Source organism: Corynebacterium sp. NML120713, from assembly GCF_001875735.1.
GTDB classification, from domain to species: Bacteria; Actinomycetota; Actinomycetes; order Mycobacteriales; family Mycobacteriaceae; genus Corynebacterium; species Corynebacterium pseudogenitalium.
Genome location: NZ_MLCR01000020.1, coordinates 16,310 through 32,504, shown reverse-complemented (window position 1 = coordinate 32,504; position 16,195 = coordinate 16,310). Strand labels below are relative to the sequence as shown.

At 62.6% G+C, this 16,195-nt stretch carries 18 protein-coding genes and 2 tRNA genes; 8 read left to right on the top strand and 12 right to left on the bottom strand.

The annotated features are described in order from the left end of the window. Positions 1-909: 909 nt before the first annotated feature. Positions 910-2,082: an Ig-like domain-containing protein gene (locus BJP06_RS10075; protein WP_071573759.1), complete on the bottom strand. Its 1,173-nt coding sequence runs from the start codon at positions 2,080-2,082 to the stop codon at positions 910-912. 217 nt (positions 2,083-2,299) lie between these two features. On the opposite strand from BJP06_RS10075, the gene BJP06_RS10070 reads away from it, so the two are divergent. Together BJP06_RS10070 and BJP06_RS10065 are read left to right on the top strand one after the other, a co-directional pair. Continuing rightward, a tRNA-Lys gene (locus BJP06_RS10070) sits at positions 2,300-2,375 on the top strand. 132 nt (positions 2,376-2,507) lie between these two features. Then, entirely contained in the window at positions 2,508-3,071 is a 564-nt protein-coding gene (locus BJP06_RS10065) for an isochorismatase family protein (RefSeq protein WP_071573758.1), read from the top strand. Positions 3,072-3,122: 51 nt separating this feature from the next. Here BJP06_RS10065 and BJP06_RS10060 read toward each other — a convergent pair whose 3' ends face one another. Then, positions 3,123-3,398, bottom strand: a complete 276-nt coding sequence (locus BJP06_RS10060; protein WP_070361996.1) for a DUF3618 domain-containing protein — start codon at positions 3,396-3,398, stop codon at positions 3,123-3,125. Positions 3,399-3,468: 70 nt separating this feature from the next. Here BJP06_RS10060 and bcp point away from each other — a divergent pair, with 70 nt between their 5' ends. Continuing rightward, on the top strand, positions 3,469-3,960 hold the full coding sequence (gene bcp / locus BJP06_RS10055) for a thioredoxin-dependent thiol peroxidase (protein ID WP_071573757.1): 492 nt from the start codon (positions 3,469-3,471) through the stop codon (positions 3,958-3,960). 18 nt (positions 3,961-3,978) lie between these two features. Beyond that, a complete protein-coding gene (locus tag BJP06_RS10050) occupies positions 3,979-4,197 on the top strand; it encodes a hypothetical protein (protein ID WP_071573756.1) in 219 nt (72 codons plus the stop codon). Positions 4,198-4,840: 643 nt separating this feature from the next. Here BJP06_RS10050 and BJP06_RS10045 read toward each other — a convergent pair. Next, a tRNA-Leu gene (locus BJP06_RS10045) sits at positions 4,841-4,921 on the bottom strand. 240 nt (positions 4,922-5,161) lie between these two features. On the opposite strand from BJP06_RS10045, the gene BJP06_RS10040 reads away from it, so the two are divergent. Beyond that, positions 5,162-5,635, top strand: coding sequence for a hypothetical protein (locus tag BJP06_RS10040; protein WP_071573755.1), 474 nt, complete (start codon positions 5,162-5,164; stop codon positions 5,633-5,635). A 13-nt stretch (positions 5,636-5,648) separates the two neighbouring features. Beyond that, positions 5,649-6,017, top strand: a complete 369-nt coding sequence (locus BJP06_RS10035) for a DUF3817 domain-containing protein (protein ID WP_070361992.1) — start codon at positions 5,649-5,651, stop codon at positions 6,015-6,017. Positions 6,018-6,026: 9 nt separating this feature from the next. Here BJP06_RS10035 and rdgB read toward each other — a convergent pair whose 3' ends face one another. From rdgB to clpS, 7 genes are all read right to left on the bottom strand, one after another. Next, a complete protein-coding gene (gene rdgB / locus BJP06_RS10030; RefSeq protein WP_071573754.1) occupies positions 6,027-6,650 on the bottom strand; it encodes an RdgB/HAM1 family non-canonical purine NTP pyrophosphatase in 624 nt (207 codons plus the stop codon). After that, the gene (gene rph / locus BJP06_RS10025) at positions 6,647-7,378 is read right to left on the bottom strand and encodes a ribonuclease PH (RefSeq protein ID WP_070478462.1); all 732 of its coding nucleotides are present in this window, start codon (positions 7,376-7,378) and stop codon (positions 6,647-6,649) included. The genes rdgB and rph overlap by 4 nt, the downstream gene beginning before the upstream one ends. A gap of 23 nt (positions 7,379-7,401) precedes the next feature. Next, positions 7,402-8,178: an MBL fold metallo-hydrolase gene (locus BJP06_RS10020; protein ID WP_071573753.1), complete on the bottom strand. Its 777-nt coding sequence runs from the start codon at positions 8,176-8,178 to the stop codon at positions 7,402-7,404. Positions 8,179-8,273: 95 nt separating this feature from the next. After that, positions 8,274-9,080, bottom strand: coding sequence for a glutamate racemase (murI, locus tag BJP06_RS10015; RefSeq protein WP_071573752.1), 807 nt, complete (start codon positions 9,078-9,080; stop codon positions 8,274-8,276). A 6-nt stretch (positions 9,081-9,086) separates the two neighbouring features. Further along, the gene (locus BJP06_RS10010; RefSeq protein WP_071573751.1) at positions 9,087-9,887 is read right to left on the bottom strand and encodes a rhomboid family intramembrane serine protease; all 801 of its coding nucleotides are present in this window, start codon (positions 9,885-9,887) and stop codon (positions 9,087-9,089) included. A 4-nt stretch (positions 9,888-9,891) separates the two neighbouring features. Continuing rightward, positions 9,892-10,434 (bottom strand): DUF2017 domain-containing protein, encoded by a 543-nt coding sequence (locus BJP06_RS10005; protein ID WP_070361986.1) that lies wholly within the window; start codon positions 10,432-10,434, stop codon positions 9,892-9,894. A 24-nt stretch (positions 10,435-10,458) separates the two neighbouring features. Then, a complete protein-coding gene (gene clpS, locus BJP06_RS10000; protein ID WP_071565662.1) occupies positions 10,459-10,758 on the bottom strand; it encodes an ATP-dependent Clp protease adapter ClpS in 300 nt (99 codons plus the stop codon). A 118-nt stretch (positions 10,759-10,876) separates the two neighbouring features. On the opposite strand from clpS, the gene BJP06_RS09995 reads away from it, so the two are divergent. After that, positions 10,877-12,214 (top strand): nicotinate phosphoribosyltransferase, encoded by a 1,338-nt coding sequence (locus BJP06_RS09995; protein ID WP_071573749.1) that lies wholly within the window; start codon positions 10,877-10,879, stop codon positions 12,212-12,214. 15 nt (positions 12,215-12,229) lie between these two features. Further along, entirely contained in the window at positions 12,230-14,191 is a 1,962-nt protein-coding gene (locus BJP06_RS09990) for an ATP-dependent DNA helicase (protein ID WP_070361983.1), read from the top strand. Here BJP06_RS09990 and BJP06_RS09985 read toward each other — a convergent pair. Together BJP06_RS09985 and serB are read right to left on the bottom strand one after the other, a co-directional pair. Continuing rightward, positions 14,154-14,906 carry an aminoacyl-tRNA hydrolase gene (locus BJP06_RS09985; RefSeq protein ID WP_071573748.1) on the bottom strand — a complete coding sequence of 251 codons (753 nt, stop codon included), beginning with the start codon at positions 14,904-14,906 and terminating at the stop codon, positions 14,154-14,156. The two genes, BJP06_RS09990 and BJP06_RS09985, sit on opposite strands and share 38 nt — an antisense overlap. After that, positions 14,903-16,168 carry a phosphoserine phosphatase SerB gene (gene serB, locus BJP06_RS09980; RefSeq protein WP_071573747.1) on the bottom strand — a complete coding sequence of 422 codons (1,266 nt, stop codon included), beginning with the start codon at positions 16,166-16,168 and terminating at the stop codon, positions 14,903-14,905. Before serB ends, BJP06_RS09985 begins: the two co-directional genes overlap by 4 nt. Positions 16,169-16,195: the final 27 nt, after the last annotated feature.

Below are 16,195 nucleotides of genomic sequence, written 5' to 3'. Positions count from 1 at the left end.
GTGGTATTCGGTGTTGATTTCTCGAAACGGGCGAATGGAACTGTTTTGAAAACCATATCTGGTTGCTGGCCGAGGTCATCCCGGGAAACCGGATAGATTTACACACACAAAATGTCCCTTAAGCCGGTTAAGCGACAAAATGTGTGCTTTTCTCGGCGTGTCGACTTAAGTGACAAAATGTGTGCTTTTTCGGGGGTTGGGATGGGTGGGTTGTGGGGTGTTGTGCTGGGGCTATGAGCGTCCTGCCCAGCCGTGTCGGATGGCCCAGGAGGGGTTGAAGTCGGTGTCGATGCCGGTGTCGTAGACTTTCGGCCGGCCGTCGGGTGAGTTGGCTTGGTCGCATTCACGCATGTGCGCCTGGAGACGTTGTGCGCAGCAGCGACAGCGTCGAGGGGACGCTGGTTGGTGATCCAGTCAATGAAGATGGCAAACCGATATGCGCTGGTCTTGGCTGTGTTGGGGTTGGTGAAGGTGTGCCCGCAGTCTGTGCAGCGCCATCGCTGTTTTCCGCTGGATGTGGTGCCCATTTTTGTGGCGGTGTGCTCGCATGCCGGGCATAGGGGCCTGTTGTGTTTTCTCTTTCTGTGTTGAGTTGGCATGCAGCTGGTTTAACAGTCTGCTGTCATAGCACATCCAACGCCTGAAGTGGTGGACCTTCCGGTCTGTGGCAGGGAATCCCGATTCAACGAGCACTGTCCCATCGTAGGCCCAGGCAGGACCTGGAATCCATATCCAAAAAAGCACACATTTTGTCGCTTAACCCGAATTGTTCCCGGGGCTTTCGATGAGCGGGGAACGTTCTTCATGGACAGGCGTCACGACCTGGGAAAACACATGTATTGGTCGACCGAAATGGGCCTCAAACCCAAAAAAGTTCCCGGGCTCGGGAACTTTTTCTAACAGACAGGTTTAAGCGTTCGGATCCTCTGAACCGCCGGAGCGCTGCTCCCAGTCCAGGTTCCAGTAGCCCAGGCCGTCGTAGCCGTTGAGCGTGCCACCGTTCGTATTCTTGATGATGACCGGGTCGCCTCGCTTTACGGTCTGCTGGAACCACTGCGCGTCCGAGTACGTCGCGTTGACGCAGCCGTGCGACTGGTTCGTGGAACCCATCGCCCACACCGCCCACGGTGCCGAGTGCACGTAGATGCCCGAGTAGGACAGCTGGGTGGCGTAGTCCACGGGGGTGACGTAGCCGCCCTGCCCCAGCCCAAGCCCGAAGGTGCGGGAGTCCATCACGAGCGAGGTGTGCTCGTCGCCAACGACGTAGGTGCCGTTCGGGGTGTCGTACTGGAAGTCGGTACCCAGCGATACCGGGAACGAACGGATCTGCTCACCGTTTTGGTAGACGCGCAGCATCTTTTCGTTGTTGTCGATGACTGTCTTCACCTCGTCCCCAATCTCGAAGGTGGTCTCGTTGTCCTGCGCGCCGTAGACGCCGCCGCCGAGGTCCTTGCCGTAGAGGTCGGCCGTCACCTTCACCGTGGTGCCTGGCTCCCAAAATTCCTTTGGGCGCCAGCGCAGCTCGTATGGGTCCAGCCAGAAGAAGCCACCCTCGGTGTCGTTCGAGGTCTCAACGTCGATGAGCTCCTCAAGCGCCTTCGTGTCCTGGATGGGGACGTCGAAACGGAACGTGATTGCTTGCGCAACACCAACAGTCGATCCCTCAAGCGGGCCCATGTAGACGTTCGTAGTTGCCGCTGGGACGACCGTGGAAAAGCTCACGGTCTTCTTCTGGCCAGCCTTATCCTTCGCCACGATGGTGTAGTAGCGGCCGTACCCAAGCGGTTCGGTGACCTCCCACTCGGTGCGGTCATCATTGAAGGACGATTCGATAACCTTGCCTGCCTCGTTGGTCATCTCGACTTCTTCGAGCCCGGCTTCGGACTTCACCGTAATCGGGTCGAGGGGTTCGACGTCTGTCGCCTCGTCCTTCACCGAAAACGCCGGGGGCTCTGGTTTGACGGTCGTCTGACCAGTGGTTTCCGCCACCTGGTTGATGCCTTTGCCCGCCTCCGACGAGCACCCAACTACACCCGCCGCCAACACGGCGACAAGGCCAACACCAATGAGAGACCGCCGCATGCTTGTCACGTTTCTCGCTTCCTCACAACACCCGAAGTTTTAGCAACCAACAACACTATCGCCCCAGCACAACGAAACGCTACTTTACAACGACCCGAAACGATAACCGTTCCATAACGATCGAAAATAACCACCTTGACCAGGCGATTTTACACCTTGCGAACCTTAGTGTTACTGTATTCAACGTTGCCAACGAGGACAGCCTCCAAGACAACAAGCGCCATTAGCTCAATTGGCAGAGCAACTGACTCTTAATCAGTGGGTTCGGGGTTCGATTCCCTGATGGCGCACCACCTTAACCCCCTGACCAGCGGGAACAGTACTGCAGGCCAGGGGCTTTTTCGTATCTTAACCCAAATCCCCCCATAACTTCCCCCATACTTTGAAACGCCCCGAGCAGGCGCGCCACCGGCTAGGCTATCGGCATGACTGTCGCTTGCATCCTTGTTGATATCCAAAATGACTTCTGCCCCGGCGGCTCCCTCGGCACCGCGAAGGGTGATCTCGTCGCCGAAGGCGTGCGCACACTGCTCGAAGAACACAGAGACGACTACGACTTCGTGCTCGCCACGCAGGACTGGCACATCGACCCAGGCACCCACTTCTCGCAGGACCCGGATTTTGTGGATACGTGGCCAGTCCACTGCGTTGCTGACACCGATGGCGCACAGCTGCGCGCGCCGCTGGCGTCGATAAGTATTGACAAGTACTTCCGGAAGGGGCACTACACCGCTGCTTATTCCGGGTTTGAGGGCGTCACTGACGGCGATGTACTGCTCGGCGATTGGCTGCGCGAGCACGGCGTCACCGCCATTGATGTGTGCGGCATCGCTACGGACCACTGCGTGCGCGCCACGGTGCTTGATGCCCGCAAGGAGGGTTTCGACGTCCGCGTCCTCGCCGACCTGTGCTCCCCCGTCGACGAGGAGCGTGGCCAGGCGGCGCTGCGTGAGATGGAAGAGGCCGGGGCGACGATCGTCGCCAAGTAACAGAAAACCCCGCTCCTCCAACGTGGAGGGCGGGGCACTCTTCTGCGCGTTTTAGCGCTGAGAGAGCAGCTCCTGCAGCTTCTTCAGCTCGCTCTTGCGCTTGCGGCTGTTAAACACCTTGATGCCGACAAGTGCTGCCACACCAACGCCGATGCCGATCAGGACCTTCTGGACGGTCTCGTCCTGCAGCCAGTTGGCAGCTTCGCTCTTCGCGCTGTCTGCAAGGTTGGATGGCTGAGCGCGGTCTGCGAGCTCATCGAGGGTGCTAGCGAGCTTCGAGCGGGTCTCTGCAAGGCTGCGCTCAATGTCATGAATATCTCGTGCCACGATCTACATACTCCTAGATGTGTTAACTATTTACAGAACTTCCAACCAATCTAGTGTAAAACGGGGAATTATGACTGACAACATTCGACTCAAACAAGGCGACACCGCCCCCGCATTCACCCTGACCAGCAACAAAGGCGAAACCGTTTCGCTTGCAGACTTCGCCGGCAAGCGCGTTATTGTCTACTTCTACCCACGCGCCAACACCCCGGGCTGCACCAAGGAAGCTTGCGACTTCACCGAGCACCTCGAAGTGTTTAACGACGCCAACATCGCTGTCGTCGGCATCAGCCCCGACAAGCCAGAAAGGCTGGCGACGTTCCGCGAAGACCACGATCTGAAGATCACCCTGCTTTCCGATCCGTCCAAGGAAACCATGACCGCCTACGGCGCATTCGGCGAGAAGAACAACTACGGCCGCATCGTGCAGGGCGTCATCCGCTCCACCATTCTCGTTGGCGCCGACGGCAAGGTTGAGCAGGCACAGTACAACGTTCGTGCAACCGGCCACGTCGAGCGCATCCTGCGCGACTGGGACCTGAATGCAACCACCGGCGCATAAGATGATATCTTTGGCGCCGTGGATAAGAATACGACGCCAAACCAAGACCCCTACCTCAAAGACGAGTACAACCCCGACCGCCCTGCCGAGCCCAAGAAGCAGCGCGCAGTCATCGCGACCATCGCGATCGCGGCCTTGGTCGCCCTCGGCGGCTGGCTCATCTACGGGCCGGAGCAGGACGAAGCACCCACCCAGTCGACGGACGGCTCCGTCCAGTTCCCGATCGACGCGCCGTAGTTTTGCGGCTTCCGCTACTCAGCTTTTGGCTTAAGGGACATTTTGTGTGTATAAATCTATCTGGTTTCCCGGGATGACCTCGGCCAACAACCAGATATGGTTTTCAAAACAGTTCCATTCGCCCGTTTTGAGAAATCAACACCGAATGACGCCTGGTGTGTGATCTGGAGTCTGCGGGTAGCGCAGGGACCCGCGGCATCGAGGGCTCTAGGGGACTAGAACCAGCCGCCTGCGCGTTGCGCGGCCACATATAGCCAGGGGGACGCGCAAAGCCCTTGACGTGCACAATTCTGGTCGCATCGAGGCGCTCGGGTGTTCCGGTCGACCTCATTGCGTCGACCAACCCAGGTCAGCCCGATTTGGATGGTTTTGGGGCTATTTTGCCGATTTTGCGCTGACCTGCGTTGGTAAACCGGAGTAGGTCGACCGGAAGAGGTCAACGGGAAGAGGTCGACGGACCGAAAGAATTCGATACCGGCATTGATCATCAGTGGAACCCCAGCTTAGGCGTGAGAAAAGGGTGGGCTGGACACAGTTAGTTACACACAAAATGTCCCTTAAGCCCAGCTTTTGGCTTTTGCGGCGCGCACAAAAGAACCTCCGACACTGCGTCATTTGCAATCCCGGAGGCTCTTTCCTCTTGTGCGCCCGGTGAGACTTGAACTCACACGTCAAAGACACTGGAACCTAAATCCAGCGCGTCTGCCAATTCCGCCACGGGCGCATAAAGCGCCTTTCATCCTACACACTGCACAAGTGGGCACAAACTAGCAGGAAGGACCGGGGCTGCTGCTACCAGGTTGGGGGAGGTGTCCGCCGCGCGGACACGCGATCTGCTCCACCTGTCAGCGGCAAGACGCCAAATGTGTCCGCCGCGCGGACACACGCAACCACAGAACAAGTATCGGGGCCGCAAAACTTGTCGGAGGGGCGTCGATAAGTGTTGTTGCTAGACTGAAGCACTGTGAGCGAGCAAAACAGTTTCCCAGGTGAAGAGGGCGCGCCGAAGCGTCGGCACGTTCGGGTTCGCGCATGGCACGTCGTGTTGCTCATCGCCGCGGTGATTACGTGCTGTCTGCTGGCGTACTGGCAGTGGACTCGCTACCAGTCCGGGACGGGGACGTTCCAGAACCTGGGGTATGCGTTGCAGTGGCCGTTCTTCGGTGCGTTTTTCGTCTACGCCTACAAGGCGGGGTTAAAGATGGAGAACGAAAAGATTGATGCGCTGAACGCATCGGGGTCGATGGATGAGCTCTACGAGGCGGACCTTGCACGCTACGGTGCGGACGGCAGCCGTGATCCGGTGGAGATTGATGAGGATTTCCTGCCGGAGCGCCCTACTCTCGATGTGGAAGAATACAACTCGATGCTCGCACCACGCCGTCGTGGTTCGACGGAACCAAACAGCGAGCCGAAGAGTGAACCGAACAGAAAGTGAGAGGCCTGAAAGCATGACCCAGCCGCAGCCAAACGCAGCAGCACCCAAGATTCACCCGGAGCGTCAGCGCCGAGTAAAGCAAGCGCTCACGGCGTTCTCTGTCGCAGCGTGGACAACGGGCATCCTGCTGCTGCTCCTATGCGCGCGCATGATCATGCAGTACCTCCTACACATGGACGTGTCCATGCTGGAGTGGGTGGCGCGCGTGCATGGGCTGGCGTACATCCTGTTCCTGGTCACGTCGCTGAACCTGGGGCTGAAGGCCCGTTGGGCTGCGCAGACGTGGGCGGTGACCGCGATTTCTGGCGTCGTCCCCTTCTTGTCTTTCTGGGTGGAGGCGAAGCGCCGCAAGGAGGTCACGCGCACGTTCCAGCTACGCTAGCTGCCCACGCTAGCTACAAAGCGCCGCGATGCGCGGTGCCAGCGCCCGCAACGCCGTCCCACGGTGTGAGCGGGCGTTTTTCTCTTCCGGTGTGAGCTGCGCTGACGAGCGGCCGGGGGTGTCGGCTGGTTGGAAGATCGGGTCGTAGCCGAAGCCGTGCTCGCCCTTCGGCGCTTCGAGCAGGCTACCCTCCCAGCGGCCCTCGGCGGTGAACTCCTCGCCCTGCGGGGTCACGAGCGCGCAGCAAGACACGAACGCCGCGTCACGCAGAGCGATGTCCGCCATCTGCGCGAGCAACAAGTTGTTGTTCGCGGTGTCGGTGTCCTCGGCGCCATGCTGCCCGGTATGCCCGGACCAGCGGGCGGAGAGCACGCCGGGCATCCCGTTGAGCGCGGCGACGGCCAGGCCGGAATCGTCCGCCACGCACGGCAGCCCGGTGGCTGCTACCCCGGCGCGCGCCTTGATCAGCGCGTTCTCCTCAAACGTCAGCCCGTCTTCTTTCGGCTCCGGGTACGGCTCCACCTCGCCGAGCGCGACGAGTTCCACGCCGTCGATGCCGCAGTCGTCGAGCACCTGCTGGAGTTCTTTGAGTTTCTTTGCGTTATTGGACGCAACCAGCACCCTTACCGTCATGCTAGCGCGGCTTTCTGCGCCTGGATGAGCTCGTTCAAGCCCTTTTGTGCCACGTCGAGCATCTGGTTGAGCTCCTCGCGGCCGAACAGGCCGTGCTCGCCGGTGCCCTGAATTTCGACGAAGTTGTCGCCCTCCTGCATGACTACGTTGAGGTCAACTTCAGCGCGGGAGTCTTCTTCGTACGGCAGGTCGAGGCAAACACGGCCGTCGATAATCCCTACGGAGACTGCGGCGACTGGTGCGAGCAGCGGCTCACCCGGTACGACGCCACGCTCCTTGAGGACGGAGATGGCGTCCGCAAGCGCGACGTACGCGCCGGTGATGGAGGCAGTGCGGGTACCGCCATCGGCCTGGAGGACGTCGCAGTCGAGCTGGATCGTGTTCTCCCCCAGCTGGCGCAGGTCCACCGCAGCGCGCAGCGAACGCCCGACCAGGCGGGAGATCTCGTGGGTGCGGCCCTTCACCTTGCCGCGCATCGATTCGCGTGGCATGCGCTCGTGGGTTGCGGCCGGGAGCATGGAGTATTCGGCGGTCAGCCAGCCTTCGCCGGAATCCTTCTTGAAGCGCGGCACGCCTTCCTCGATGGAGGCGGTGCACATGACGCGGGTGTTGCCGAACTCTACAAGGACGCTACCTGCCGGGTTCGAGGTAAACGAGCGGGTGATACGCACCGGGCGCATTTCGTCGAGCGCGCGCCCGTCTGCGCGCAGAAAATCAGAAGTTGTCATGCCCTCCAGGGTAACGCACTGCGTTACAGCTCGAAGCAGGCGCCGGGCTTGCCGAGCACCGTCGGCCCGCCGAACTCGCGCGCAGCGGCCTCAAGGGTGGCCTGCTGGTCCGCCCACGGCTGGATGTGCACAATCACGAGCTTTTTGACGCCCGCTTCGCGCGCAATCCGCCCCGCTTCTTCACCAGACAGGTGCATGCCGGGCGCCATCCCCTCGGATGTCGGACCCCAGGCGGCCTCGCAGAGGAAGAGATCCGCGTCGCGGGCCGCCTCGACTAGGTTAGGCGTGACCCCGCTATCGCCCGAGTAGACCAGCGTCGCGCCGGTCTTCTTGCACGTGACCCGCAGCGCGTGCGATTCCTGCGCCGGGTGATCCACCGGGAACGGGGTGACCTGCACGCCATCTATCTCAACCGGGGTGCGAGGGCTCCACGTGTGTACGTCAAAGGTGTCACTGATGTCGTCGACCTCGTCGGCGGTGTTCGCAGCCATGCGGCCAAAGTGCGTCGCAGCGTGGCCTGGGCCGTACAGCTTATGCGCGCTCTCCGCGGGCTTCTCCGGGTGGTAGCGTCGCCATACCAGCAGCGAGGGCACGTCAGAGCAGTGATCCGCGTGCAGGTGCGAAAAAATCAGGTGCGCGTTGGAAGGATCCATTTCTTCGCGCGTTTGCATCGCAGCCAATGCGCCTGGCCCAAAGTCCATCAGTATGTCCGGGTTGCCCGGAGTACTGATCACATAGGACGAGCCGGGATTACCGGGGGCGCCTAAACTCCCTGAACACCCGAGAATGGTCAACTTCATGGAATTACTGTGCCATGAAAACTACGCAATTTCTAACGTTTCCACTAAAAACGCTCAGTTTTGTAGCCATGTCAGTAAAAACTGGCAGCTGTGGCCTAGCTCATGGGGTGGTTTACGGCGTGCACCATCGGCCCAAGGAAGCGCGTCGCGAGGGAGTCAAACACTGCCGGGTCGCCGGTGGATTCAAAGGTTCGCGTTGGTTCCACCTCGGGATCCGCCAGCAAGTCGCGCTCAGTGAGGATGCGGAGCACGTCCTTCGCAGTCTCCTCCGCTGAGGACACGAGCGTGACGTCGTCCCCCACGGCCAGCTGCACGATGCCAGAGAGGAGCGGATAGTGGGTGCAGCCCAGCACCAGCGTATCGACGCCCGCTTCGCGCTGCGGCGCCAAGTACTCCTTGGCAATGCTGAGGATCTCCGGGCCCGACGTCACGCCACGTTCCACGAACTCGACAAACCGCGGGCACGCAGTGGCCGTCACCTCCAAATTTGAGTTGAGCGCGAACAGGTCCTGGTAGGCCCCGGAGGTGATGGTGCCCTGCGTACCGATCACACCAATCTTGTTATTTCGCGTCGTCGCGATTGCGCGCCGCACCGCTGGTTGAATCACCTCAACAACTGGGATGTCGTAGCGCTCGCGGGCGTCGTGTAAGAATGCGGAAGTGGCCGTGTTGCAGGCGATGACCAGCATCTTGCAGCCACGCGACACCAGTTCGTCGGCGATACGCATCGCGTGTTGGCGCACCTGCGCAATCGGTTGTGGCCCGTACGGGCTGTTCGCGGTATCGCCGATGTAGATCATCGACTCGTTGGGCAGCTGGTCGATGACGGCGCGGGCTACCGTCAGGCCGCCCACGCCAGAGTCGAAAAGACCGATAGGAGCATTGTTCTCGAGCGTTTTCACGTCACATCATCCTAGCCCATAGGGCTGATTCGGATTCTTGCGCTGCTTCTGCTGTTTCTTCTGCGCTTTCTTCATCGCGAGCTCCGGCGGATCGTCCGAGGTGATGATCATGCCCGCGGCCGCACCACCGATCGCGCCGAAGAGGTGCGCCTGCCAACTGACACCTTCGACCAGCGGCAGCACGCCCCACATCAAACCCGAGTACGTGAACCCGAGGATGATACCCAAGAGCACCTGGCCCGCCGACCTATTGAAAAAGCCACGTACCAGCAAGTACGCCAACCAGCCGTAGACCAGGCCTGAGGCACCAATGTGGTTCGTGCCGATCCCACCGAACAACCAGGTTCCGATGCCACCGATCAGCACCACGAACGCGGTGACCTCCCAGAACACCCGCTTACCGGAGTATCCCACCAGGAACGCAAAGAGCGCGCCCAAGCCGGTGTTACCGATCAGGTGGTCCAGGTCAGCGTGCAGCAGCGGCGAGGTGAAGATGTGCCAGATACTGGTCAGGTCCAGCGGGTGCACGCCAAAGTTATTCAGCCCTCCGCCGAACACCGCCATGTTCAGGATGTGCACGGCCCAGATAATCGCGATGTAGCCGAGGGCGAACAGCAGCCCGGTTCTGCGCTGCTGCTTGAACTTGCTCTTGCGCTGCGCGGCGGGGTCCATCGCAGGGTCGACGCCAAACGCGGCAAGCTGCTGGTCCGGGTGCGAGAACGGCCGGTCGAAGGGCTTGCCGTAGCCCGGCTGCCCAGTCTGGCCGTAGCCCCAGCCTGGCCTCGGTGCGTGTGGAGGTTGCGTCATATGCTTACTCGCCCATCATCGCCTGCAGCAGCGACTCCTGACAGAACGCCAGCCACTCGATGAGCTGCGCGCGTTGCTGCTCGGCGGCCTCGCCGCCGCGGTCGTCGGCCGAGACGTACAGGCGCATATCGTTGAGCGCCGCCAGGAACTGGTGCGCCTCCTCTTCCTCGATGGTCACCTCAACGCCACCGGTTGGGCCCAGCGCCTCGTTGACCACCTGCAGGTTGGTCAGCTTCGCCTTAATGATGTCGTTTTCGTGCAAGCTGCGAAGCAGGCCGTTGTCGCCCTCGAACTCCTCGTCCTGCTCCCGCTCAAAGTCCGGCAGCAGGCGGGCTAGCTTCGGGTCCGTCGGCGCCTCGGAGTGCCCCACGGACAGCCCCATCATCTCCGAGAACTCGTCGCGCGGCGCGGACTGCGCTCGGGCGATCAGCGCCTCGGACACCGTCGCCGTCAAGTCCCCGATGATCTCGCGCTCGAGGGGGTCAAACAGCGTCGTAAATTTGATGCCTGAGCGCAACAGGCCCTTCTTCTTCCGCCAAGCTTGCATTCGCTACTCTCTCCTTGCCCTGGCCTATCCGGCCTGCTGCATTGTTGCCCAGAGGCCAGCGGTGTGCAGCTTCTTCACGTCGCCCTCGACCTTGTCTTTTTCACCAGAGGACACCACCGCTTTCCCCTCGGTGTGCACCTGCATCATGAGCTCCTGGGCGCGCTTGCGGTCGTAGCCCAAGACGGTTTGGAAAACGTAGGTGACATAGCTCATCAGGTTGACGGGGTCGTCCCACACTATGCACATCCACGGCAGGTTTTCGCTCGTCGCAACCTCGACGTCAATGGCTTCGTCGAGCTCAGGAGACGCCATCGGCGAACTCATCGCTACAATTCCTGTCTTTTTCATGTGCACCACCTTACCTGCTTCAGAAACACGACGCCCGCAAGCATTGTGTGCTAATGCACCCAGCAGTCCCGTCTACGCACTACACTCATCGAACATGACTGAAAACCAGGCCCACCCCAACTACTCGACGGCATTCCTGACGGACATGTATGAGCTGACCATGCTCGACGCCGCCATTCAAGACGGCACCGCACACAGGCAGTGCGCCTTCGAGGTCTTTACCCGCCGCCTGCCGAATGACCGCCGCTACGGCGTCGTCGCAGGCACCGCCCGAGTTGTCGACGCCATCCAGAACTTCCGTTTCACCGACGCGCAAATCGAGGCGCTCGACTTCCTCTCTGACGAGGCCAAGGAATATCTGCGGGACTACTCGTTCTCCGGCCAGGTCGATGGCTACCGCGAGGGCGACATTTACTTCCCATACTCCCCCATCATGACGGTGCGCGGCACCTTCGCCGAGTGCGTGATCCTGGAGACAGTCATCCTGTCGATCCTCAACGGCGACTCCGCGGTGGCCTCCGCCGCATCCCGTATGGTCACGGCCGCTGATGGCCGCCCGATCGTCGAGATGGGCTCGCGCCGCACCAACGAGCAGGCAGCGGTCTCTGCTGCGCGTGCCTCCTACATCGCTGGGTTCGTCGGCACCTCCAACATGGAAGCCTCCTACCGATACGGCATCCCGGCCTCCGGCACCGCCGCCCACGCGTGGACGCTGCTGCACGTCGACGAGGAAGGTCGCCCCGACGAGGTCTCCGCGTTTAAGGCACAGGTCGAAAGCCTGGGCAAGGACACCACCTTGCTCGTCGATACGTATGACATCACCAAAGGCATCGAGCACGCACTCGAGGTCGCGGGCACTGAGCTCGGCGCGATCCGCATCGACTCCGGTGACCTGGGCATCGTGTCGCGTCGCGTGCGCGCCCAACTCGACGAGGCCGGCGCATTCAACACCAAGATCATCGTCTCTTCCGACCTCGACGAATTCGCGATCGCGGGCCTTCGCGGCGACCCTGTCGACGGCTTCGGCGTCGGCACCTCGGTGGTCACCGGTTCCGGCGCGCCGACGGCCACGCTGGTGTACAAGCTTGTAGAGGTCGACGGCCACCCCGTGGCCAAGCGTTCCTCCGGGAAGCGCACCTACGGCGGCGCGAAGCTGGCCAAGCGCGCCTACCGCGCCTCCGGCGTCGCGGTGGCAGAGCTCATCTACCCGCTGCGCGCGGAAATCGATACGAAGCCAGCCCTCGAGTACCGTGACCTGGTGGTACCGCTGATTCGGGACGGAGAGGTCGTCGACAAGCATGACGAGCTCGAGGCCGCCCGCGAGCTGCACAACACCGCTCGCACCACCCTGCCGTGGGAGGGCCTGGCGCTGGCGAAGGGCGATGCGGCGATCCCGACGCGCTTCGTCGGCTTCCCTGAGCCCACCGAGTAGGTAGACTTTCCCGATGTGAGTGACCAGCCTTTCGCCCAAACGACCGAAGACCTGCTCGCGGCCGCCGTCGCCGCCCTCGGTGGCGCAGAGCGCCCCGGGCAGGTCGCGATGGCGAAGGCCGTCACCAAAGCGATCGACGCCGGGCGCCACCTCGCCGTGCAGGCTGGCACTGGCACCGGCAAGTCGCTCGCCTACCTCATCCCCGCGATTCGGCACGCGCAGCAGTCGGACAGCACCGTCGTCGTATCGACGGCCACCATCGCGCTGCAACGCCAGCTCGTCGAGCGCGACCTGCCCCGGCTCGCCGACGCCCTCGAGCCGCTTTTGGAGCGCCGCCCCACCTTCGCGATCCAGAAGGGCCGCAACAACTACGTCTGCCTACACAAGATCGGGCTAGACGAGGAGACACCGGAGGCGCTCATCGAGGAAGACGACATTTCCTGGCTGGGCAAACACGTCAAGCGGGTGGCCGAGTGGGCGCAGGACACCGAGACCGGCGACCGCGACGACCTCGAACCCGGCGTACCCGATTTGGCGTGGCGCCAGGTGTCCGTCACCTCCAACGAGTGCCTGGGAGCGAGCCGCTGCCCGCACGGCGACGAATGTTTCGCCGAGCTCGCGCGGGAGAAAACCCGCTCCGTCGACGTGGTGGTAACCAACCATGCGCTGCTAGCTATCGACGCCCTCGCAGACGTTGACGTACTGCCGGAGCACGACGTCGTCATCATCGACGAGGCCCACGAGCTCGACGGGCGCATCACCTCCGTAGCCACCAACGAACTCTCAGCCCGCGCGCTGACGCTCGCTGCGCGGCGTGCGGGCAAGCTCGGTGCGGATAAGGCGATTCTCGAAGACGTCGCCGACGACTTCAACGCGGCACTCGCCCTGGAGGAGCCCGGCCGCTGGGAACGCATCTCTGATCCCGCGCGCGGCGCCTTCACCGGTGTCCGCGATGCACTGTGGCGCACGCGCAACGCCATCGCGGACGCCCCCGAAGGCGAGGCCGCGAACGACCCGGAAACCGCCGCCGAGCGCGGCAACCTCAAGAACCACCTCGAGGACCTGCACGACGCCACCGTCCGCATCCTCGAAGTTTTCGACGAGGACGACCCAGCCAAGCACTACGACGTGGTGTGGCTGACGCGCTCCGACAAGTACGACGACTCCGTGGCCGTCGCGCCACTCTCCGTCGCCGCCCTGCTGCGGGAGAAGCTCTTCGGCGAACACACCGTGGTGCTTACCTCCGCCACGTTGACTGTCGGCGGGAACTTCAACGCCATGGCGGCCTCCTGGGGTCTTCCGGACAAGACATGGGACAGCCTCGACGCCGGCACCCCCTTCGACCCGGCGAAGTCCGGCATCCTCTACACCGCCAAGCACCTGCCTGCACCTGGCCGCGACGGCCTGTCGGACGCGACGCTCGATGAGATCGCCGAGCTCATCACCGCTGCCGGCGGTCGCACGCTCGGTCTCTTCTCTTCGCGCCGCGCCGCCCAGCAGGCCGCGGAGGCGATGCGCACACGCCTCCCCTTCGACATCATGTTGCAGGGCGAAGACTCCACCGGCGCGCTCGTGGACAAGTTCGCCCGCAACGAGAACAGCTGCCTGTTCGGCACGCTGACCCTCTGGCAGGGTGTCGACGTCCCCGGCCGCTCCCTGTCGCTTGTCATCATCGACCGCATCCCGTTCCCCCGCCCCGACGACCCGCTGTTGCAGGCACGTGCCAACGCCGCGGATGCTGCCGGGCGCTCCGGGTTCATGGAGGTCTCCGCCACGCATGCAGCACTCCTCATGGCGCAGGGCGCGGGCCGCCTGCTGCGCTCGGTCAGTGACCGCGGCGTCGTCGCTGTGCTCGATAACCGCTTAGTCACGAAGCGCTACGGCTCATTCCTACGCCGCAGCCTCCCAGCCTTCTGGGAGACCACCAACCCCGATACCGTCAGAGGCGCGCTAAAACGCTTGGTGGCAGCGCGCTAAACGCCAGCGCCGTCACCGAACCTGGCGCGACCTCCGTGAACCCTGCGTCGGCGACCACCACGCCGTCGTGTTCGCGCGCATACGCCAAGCACTCAGCAAACACGCCACTGTCCGCCTCGCGGACACTCAGCGGGAAGCCGTCCTCGGCCCACTCCTGCACCCACTCAAGCGGGCGCTGTGCAGCAAGCAGCATTGAGGCATGCCCCACCTGTGCGGCCGCCTTCCCCGCAGACATCTCGAGCCCAGCATCCACCACAATCACAGGTGTCGACGCCCCCACCTGCCCCTCCACTGTCTCCATCGGCAGGTCCGTCCCCTTGATCTGCAGCTTCGATACCTCGTGTGGCACGTCGCACACCGCGGATGGCACGAACGCTCGCACCGACCCGACCGTCACCCCGGGCACCTCCTGCACGTCCAACCACGCCTTGTTTCGCGCACGGCGAGTCACCTTGCGGATGCGGTGGTCGTACCAGCGCTGCAGGTGCTCCCGCCACGGCCCGGGCTGGCCCGCTTGTTCCGCGAGACAGACAGCGACGGTGGCGCGGGCGGCGTCGACTAGCACGGCGTTACGTGCCGGCGGGTCCTGCTTCGGCAGGTTGATCACCAGCTGCATCGCCTGCACCGTCTCCGGGTCGCGCGGGTCCTCTGTGCGCTGCCGGTAGTCAGCGCTGGTGCGCTCGTGCAGGAGCTGCCAAGCTAACTGTCTGCTCATGCTTCGCGGCTTGTCAGCGCTACGCGGCCGTCGATGCCCTGGCGCTCATTCGAGTCGTCGATCTCGTCGCGCGGGATGCCGATCATGTAGAGCACCTCGTCCAGGAACGGGTGGTTCACCGACGCGTCCGCGATCTCCTTCAACGCTGGCTTCGCGTTAAACGCAATACCCAGACCAGCGACAGAGAGCATATCGATGTCGTTCGCACCGTCACCCACCGCGATCGTCTGGTCCATGCGCAGGCCGCTGTCCTGCGCAAACTCGCGCAGGAACTCCGCCTTCGCCTGGCGGTCCACCACCTTGCCGATCACCCGACCGGTCAGCTTCCCGTCTTCAATCTCGAGCGTGTTCGCGCGCACGTAGTCGAGCTCCAGCTCCTCAGCCAGCCCCTCCAGCACCTGAATGAACCCACCGGACACCACTGCGGTGCGGTACCCCATCGAGTTCAACGTGCGAATCGTGGTCCTCGCTCCAGGCGTGAGCACAATGTCCTTCGCCACCTGCTCAATCACCGACGCGTCGAGCCCCGCCAGTGCCTTCACTCGCTCGCGCAGCGACTCCTCAAAGTCCAATTCGCCGCGCATCGCGCGCTCAGTCACAGCAGCGACCTCCGCCTCACGTCCCGCGTGCGCAGCCAGCATCTCGATGACCTCGCCAGTGATCAAGGTCGAGTCACAGTCGAAGCACACCAGGCGCTTCATCCTGCGGTGCAAGCCCGCGTGTTCCATCGCGAGATCAATCCCCAGCTCTGCTGAGATCTCCGCGAGCTTCTTGCGGATCTCCTGCCCGTCACCCGGCGAGTAATTCGGGATCGTAATGCACAGCTCCAAACCTGTCACCGGGTACTGCGCGATCCCGCGAATCGTGTCAATGTTTGCACCTACCGACGCCAACTCCGTCCCCAGCCGTGAAACCGCCTCAGCCGTAACCGGGTTGCCAAGGACCACCACCACGTGCGTGGAACGCGGGCGCTGGTCCGAGCGGGCGGAGACATCCGTCTCGATGGTGACACGCTGACCATAGTCCCACAGCGCGACGCGCAGCTCACGCTCGATATCCACCAAGTCGTTTGGGTCCATGCCCACGAAGGCTGCCAGCATCAGGCGCCCTCGGAAGTCCGTCTGCTCCACGTCGAGCAGCTGGACATTGTGGCGCGACAGGGTTGTGAAAAACGAACCCGAAACGCCCGGGCGGTCTGGGCCCGACGCGGTGATAACCGCAGGCTTGAGACCTGCTTGCAGCTCTACCTCAAACGCCGTCATTGGTGGTGTACTCCTTCGTGTTTCTGG

Coding starts and splice junctions, on each gene's coding strand:
- BJP06_RS09995 (WP_071573749.1), top strand. CDS start 10,877: ATGACTGAAAACCAGGCCCACCCCAACTACTCGACGGCATTCCTGACG.
- rdgB (WP_071573754.1), bottom strand. CDS start 6,650: ATGACGGTAAGGGTGCTGGTTGCGTCCAATAACGCAAAGAAACTCAAA.
- BJP06_RS09985 (WP_071573748.1), bottom strand. CDS start 14,906: ATGAGCAGACAGTTAGCTTGGCAGCTCCTGCACGAGCGCACCAGCGCT.
- BJP06_RS10065 (WP_071573758.1), top strand. CDS start 2,508: ATGACTGTCGCTTGCATCCTTGTTGATATCCAAAATGACTTCTGCCCC.
- rph (WP_070478462.1), bottom strand. CDS start 7,378: ATGACAACTTCTGATTTTCTGCGCGCAGACGGGCGCGCGCTCGACGAA.
- BJP06_RS10035 (WP_070361992.1), top strand. CDS start 5,649: ATGACCCAGCCGCAGCCAAACGCAGCAGCACCCAAGATTCACCCGGAG.
- BJP06_RS10005 (WP_070361986.1), bottom strand. CDS start 10,434: ATGCAAGCTTGGCGGAAGAAGAAGGGCCTGTTGCGCTCAGGCATCAAA.
- BJP06_RS10075 (WP_071573759.1), bottom strand. CDS start 2,082: ATGCGGCGGTCTCTCATTGGTGTTGGCCTTGTCGCCGTGTTGGCGGCG.
- bcp (WP_071573757.1), top strand. CDS start 3,469: ATGACTGACAACATTCGACTCAAACAAGGCGACACCGCCCCCGCATTC.
- clpS (WP_071565662.1), bottom strand. CDS start 10,758: ATGAGTTCGCCGATGGCGTCTCCTGAGCTCGACGAAGCCATTGACGTC.
- BJP06_RS10010 (WP_071573751.1), bottom strand. CDS start 9,887: ATGACGCAACCTCCACACGCACCGAGGCCAGGCTGGGGCTACGGCCAG.
- serB (WP_071573747.1), bottom strand. CDS start 16,168: ATGACGGCGTTTGAGGTAGAGCTGCAAGCAGGTCTCAAGCCTGCGGTT.
- BJP06_RS10020 (WP_071573753.1), bottom strand. CDS start 8,178: ATGAAGTTGACCATTCTCGGGTGTTCAGGGAGTTTAGGCGCCCCCGGT.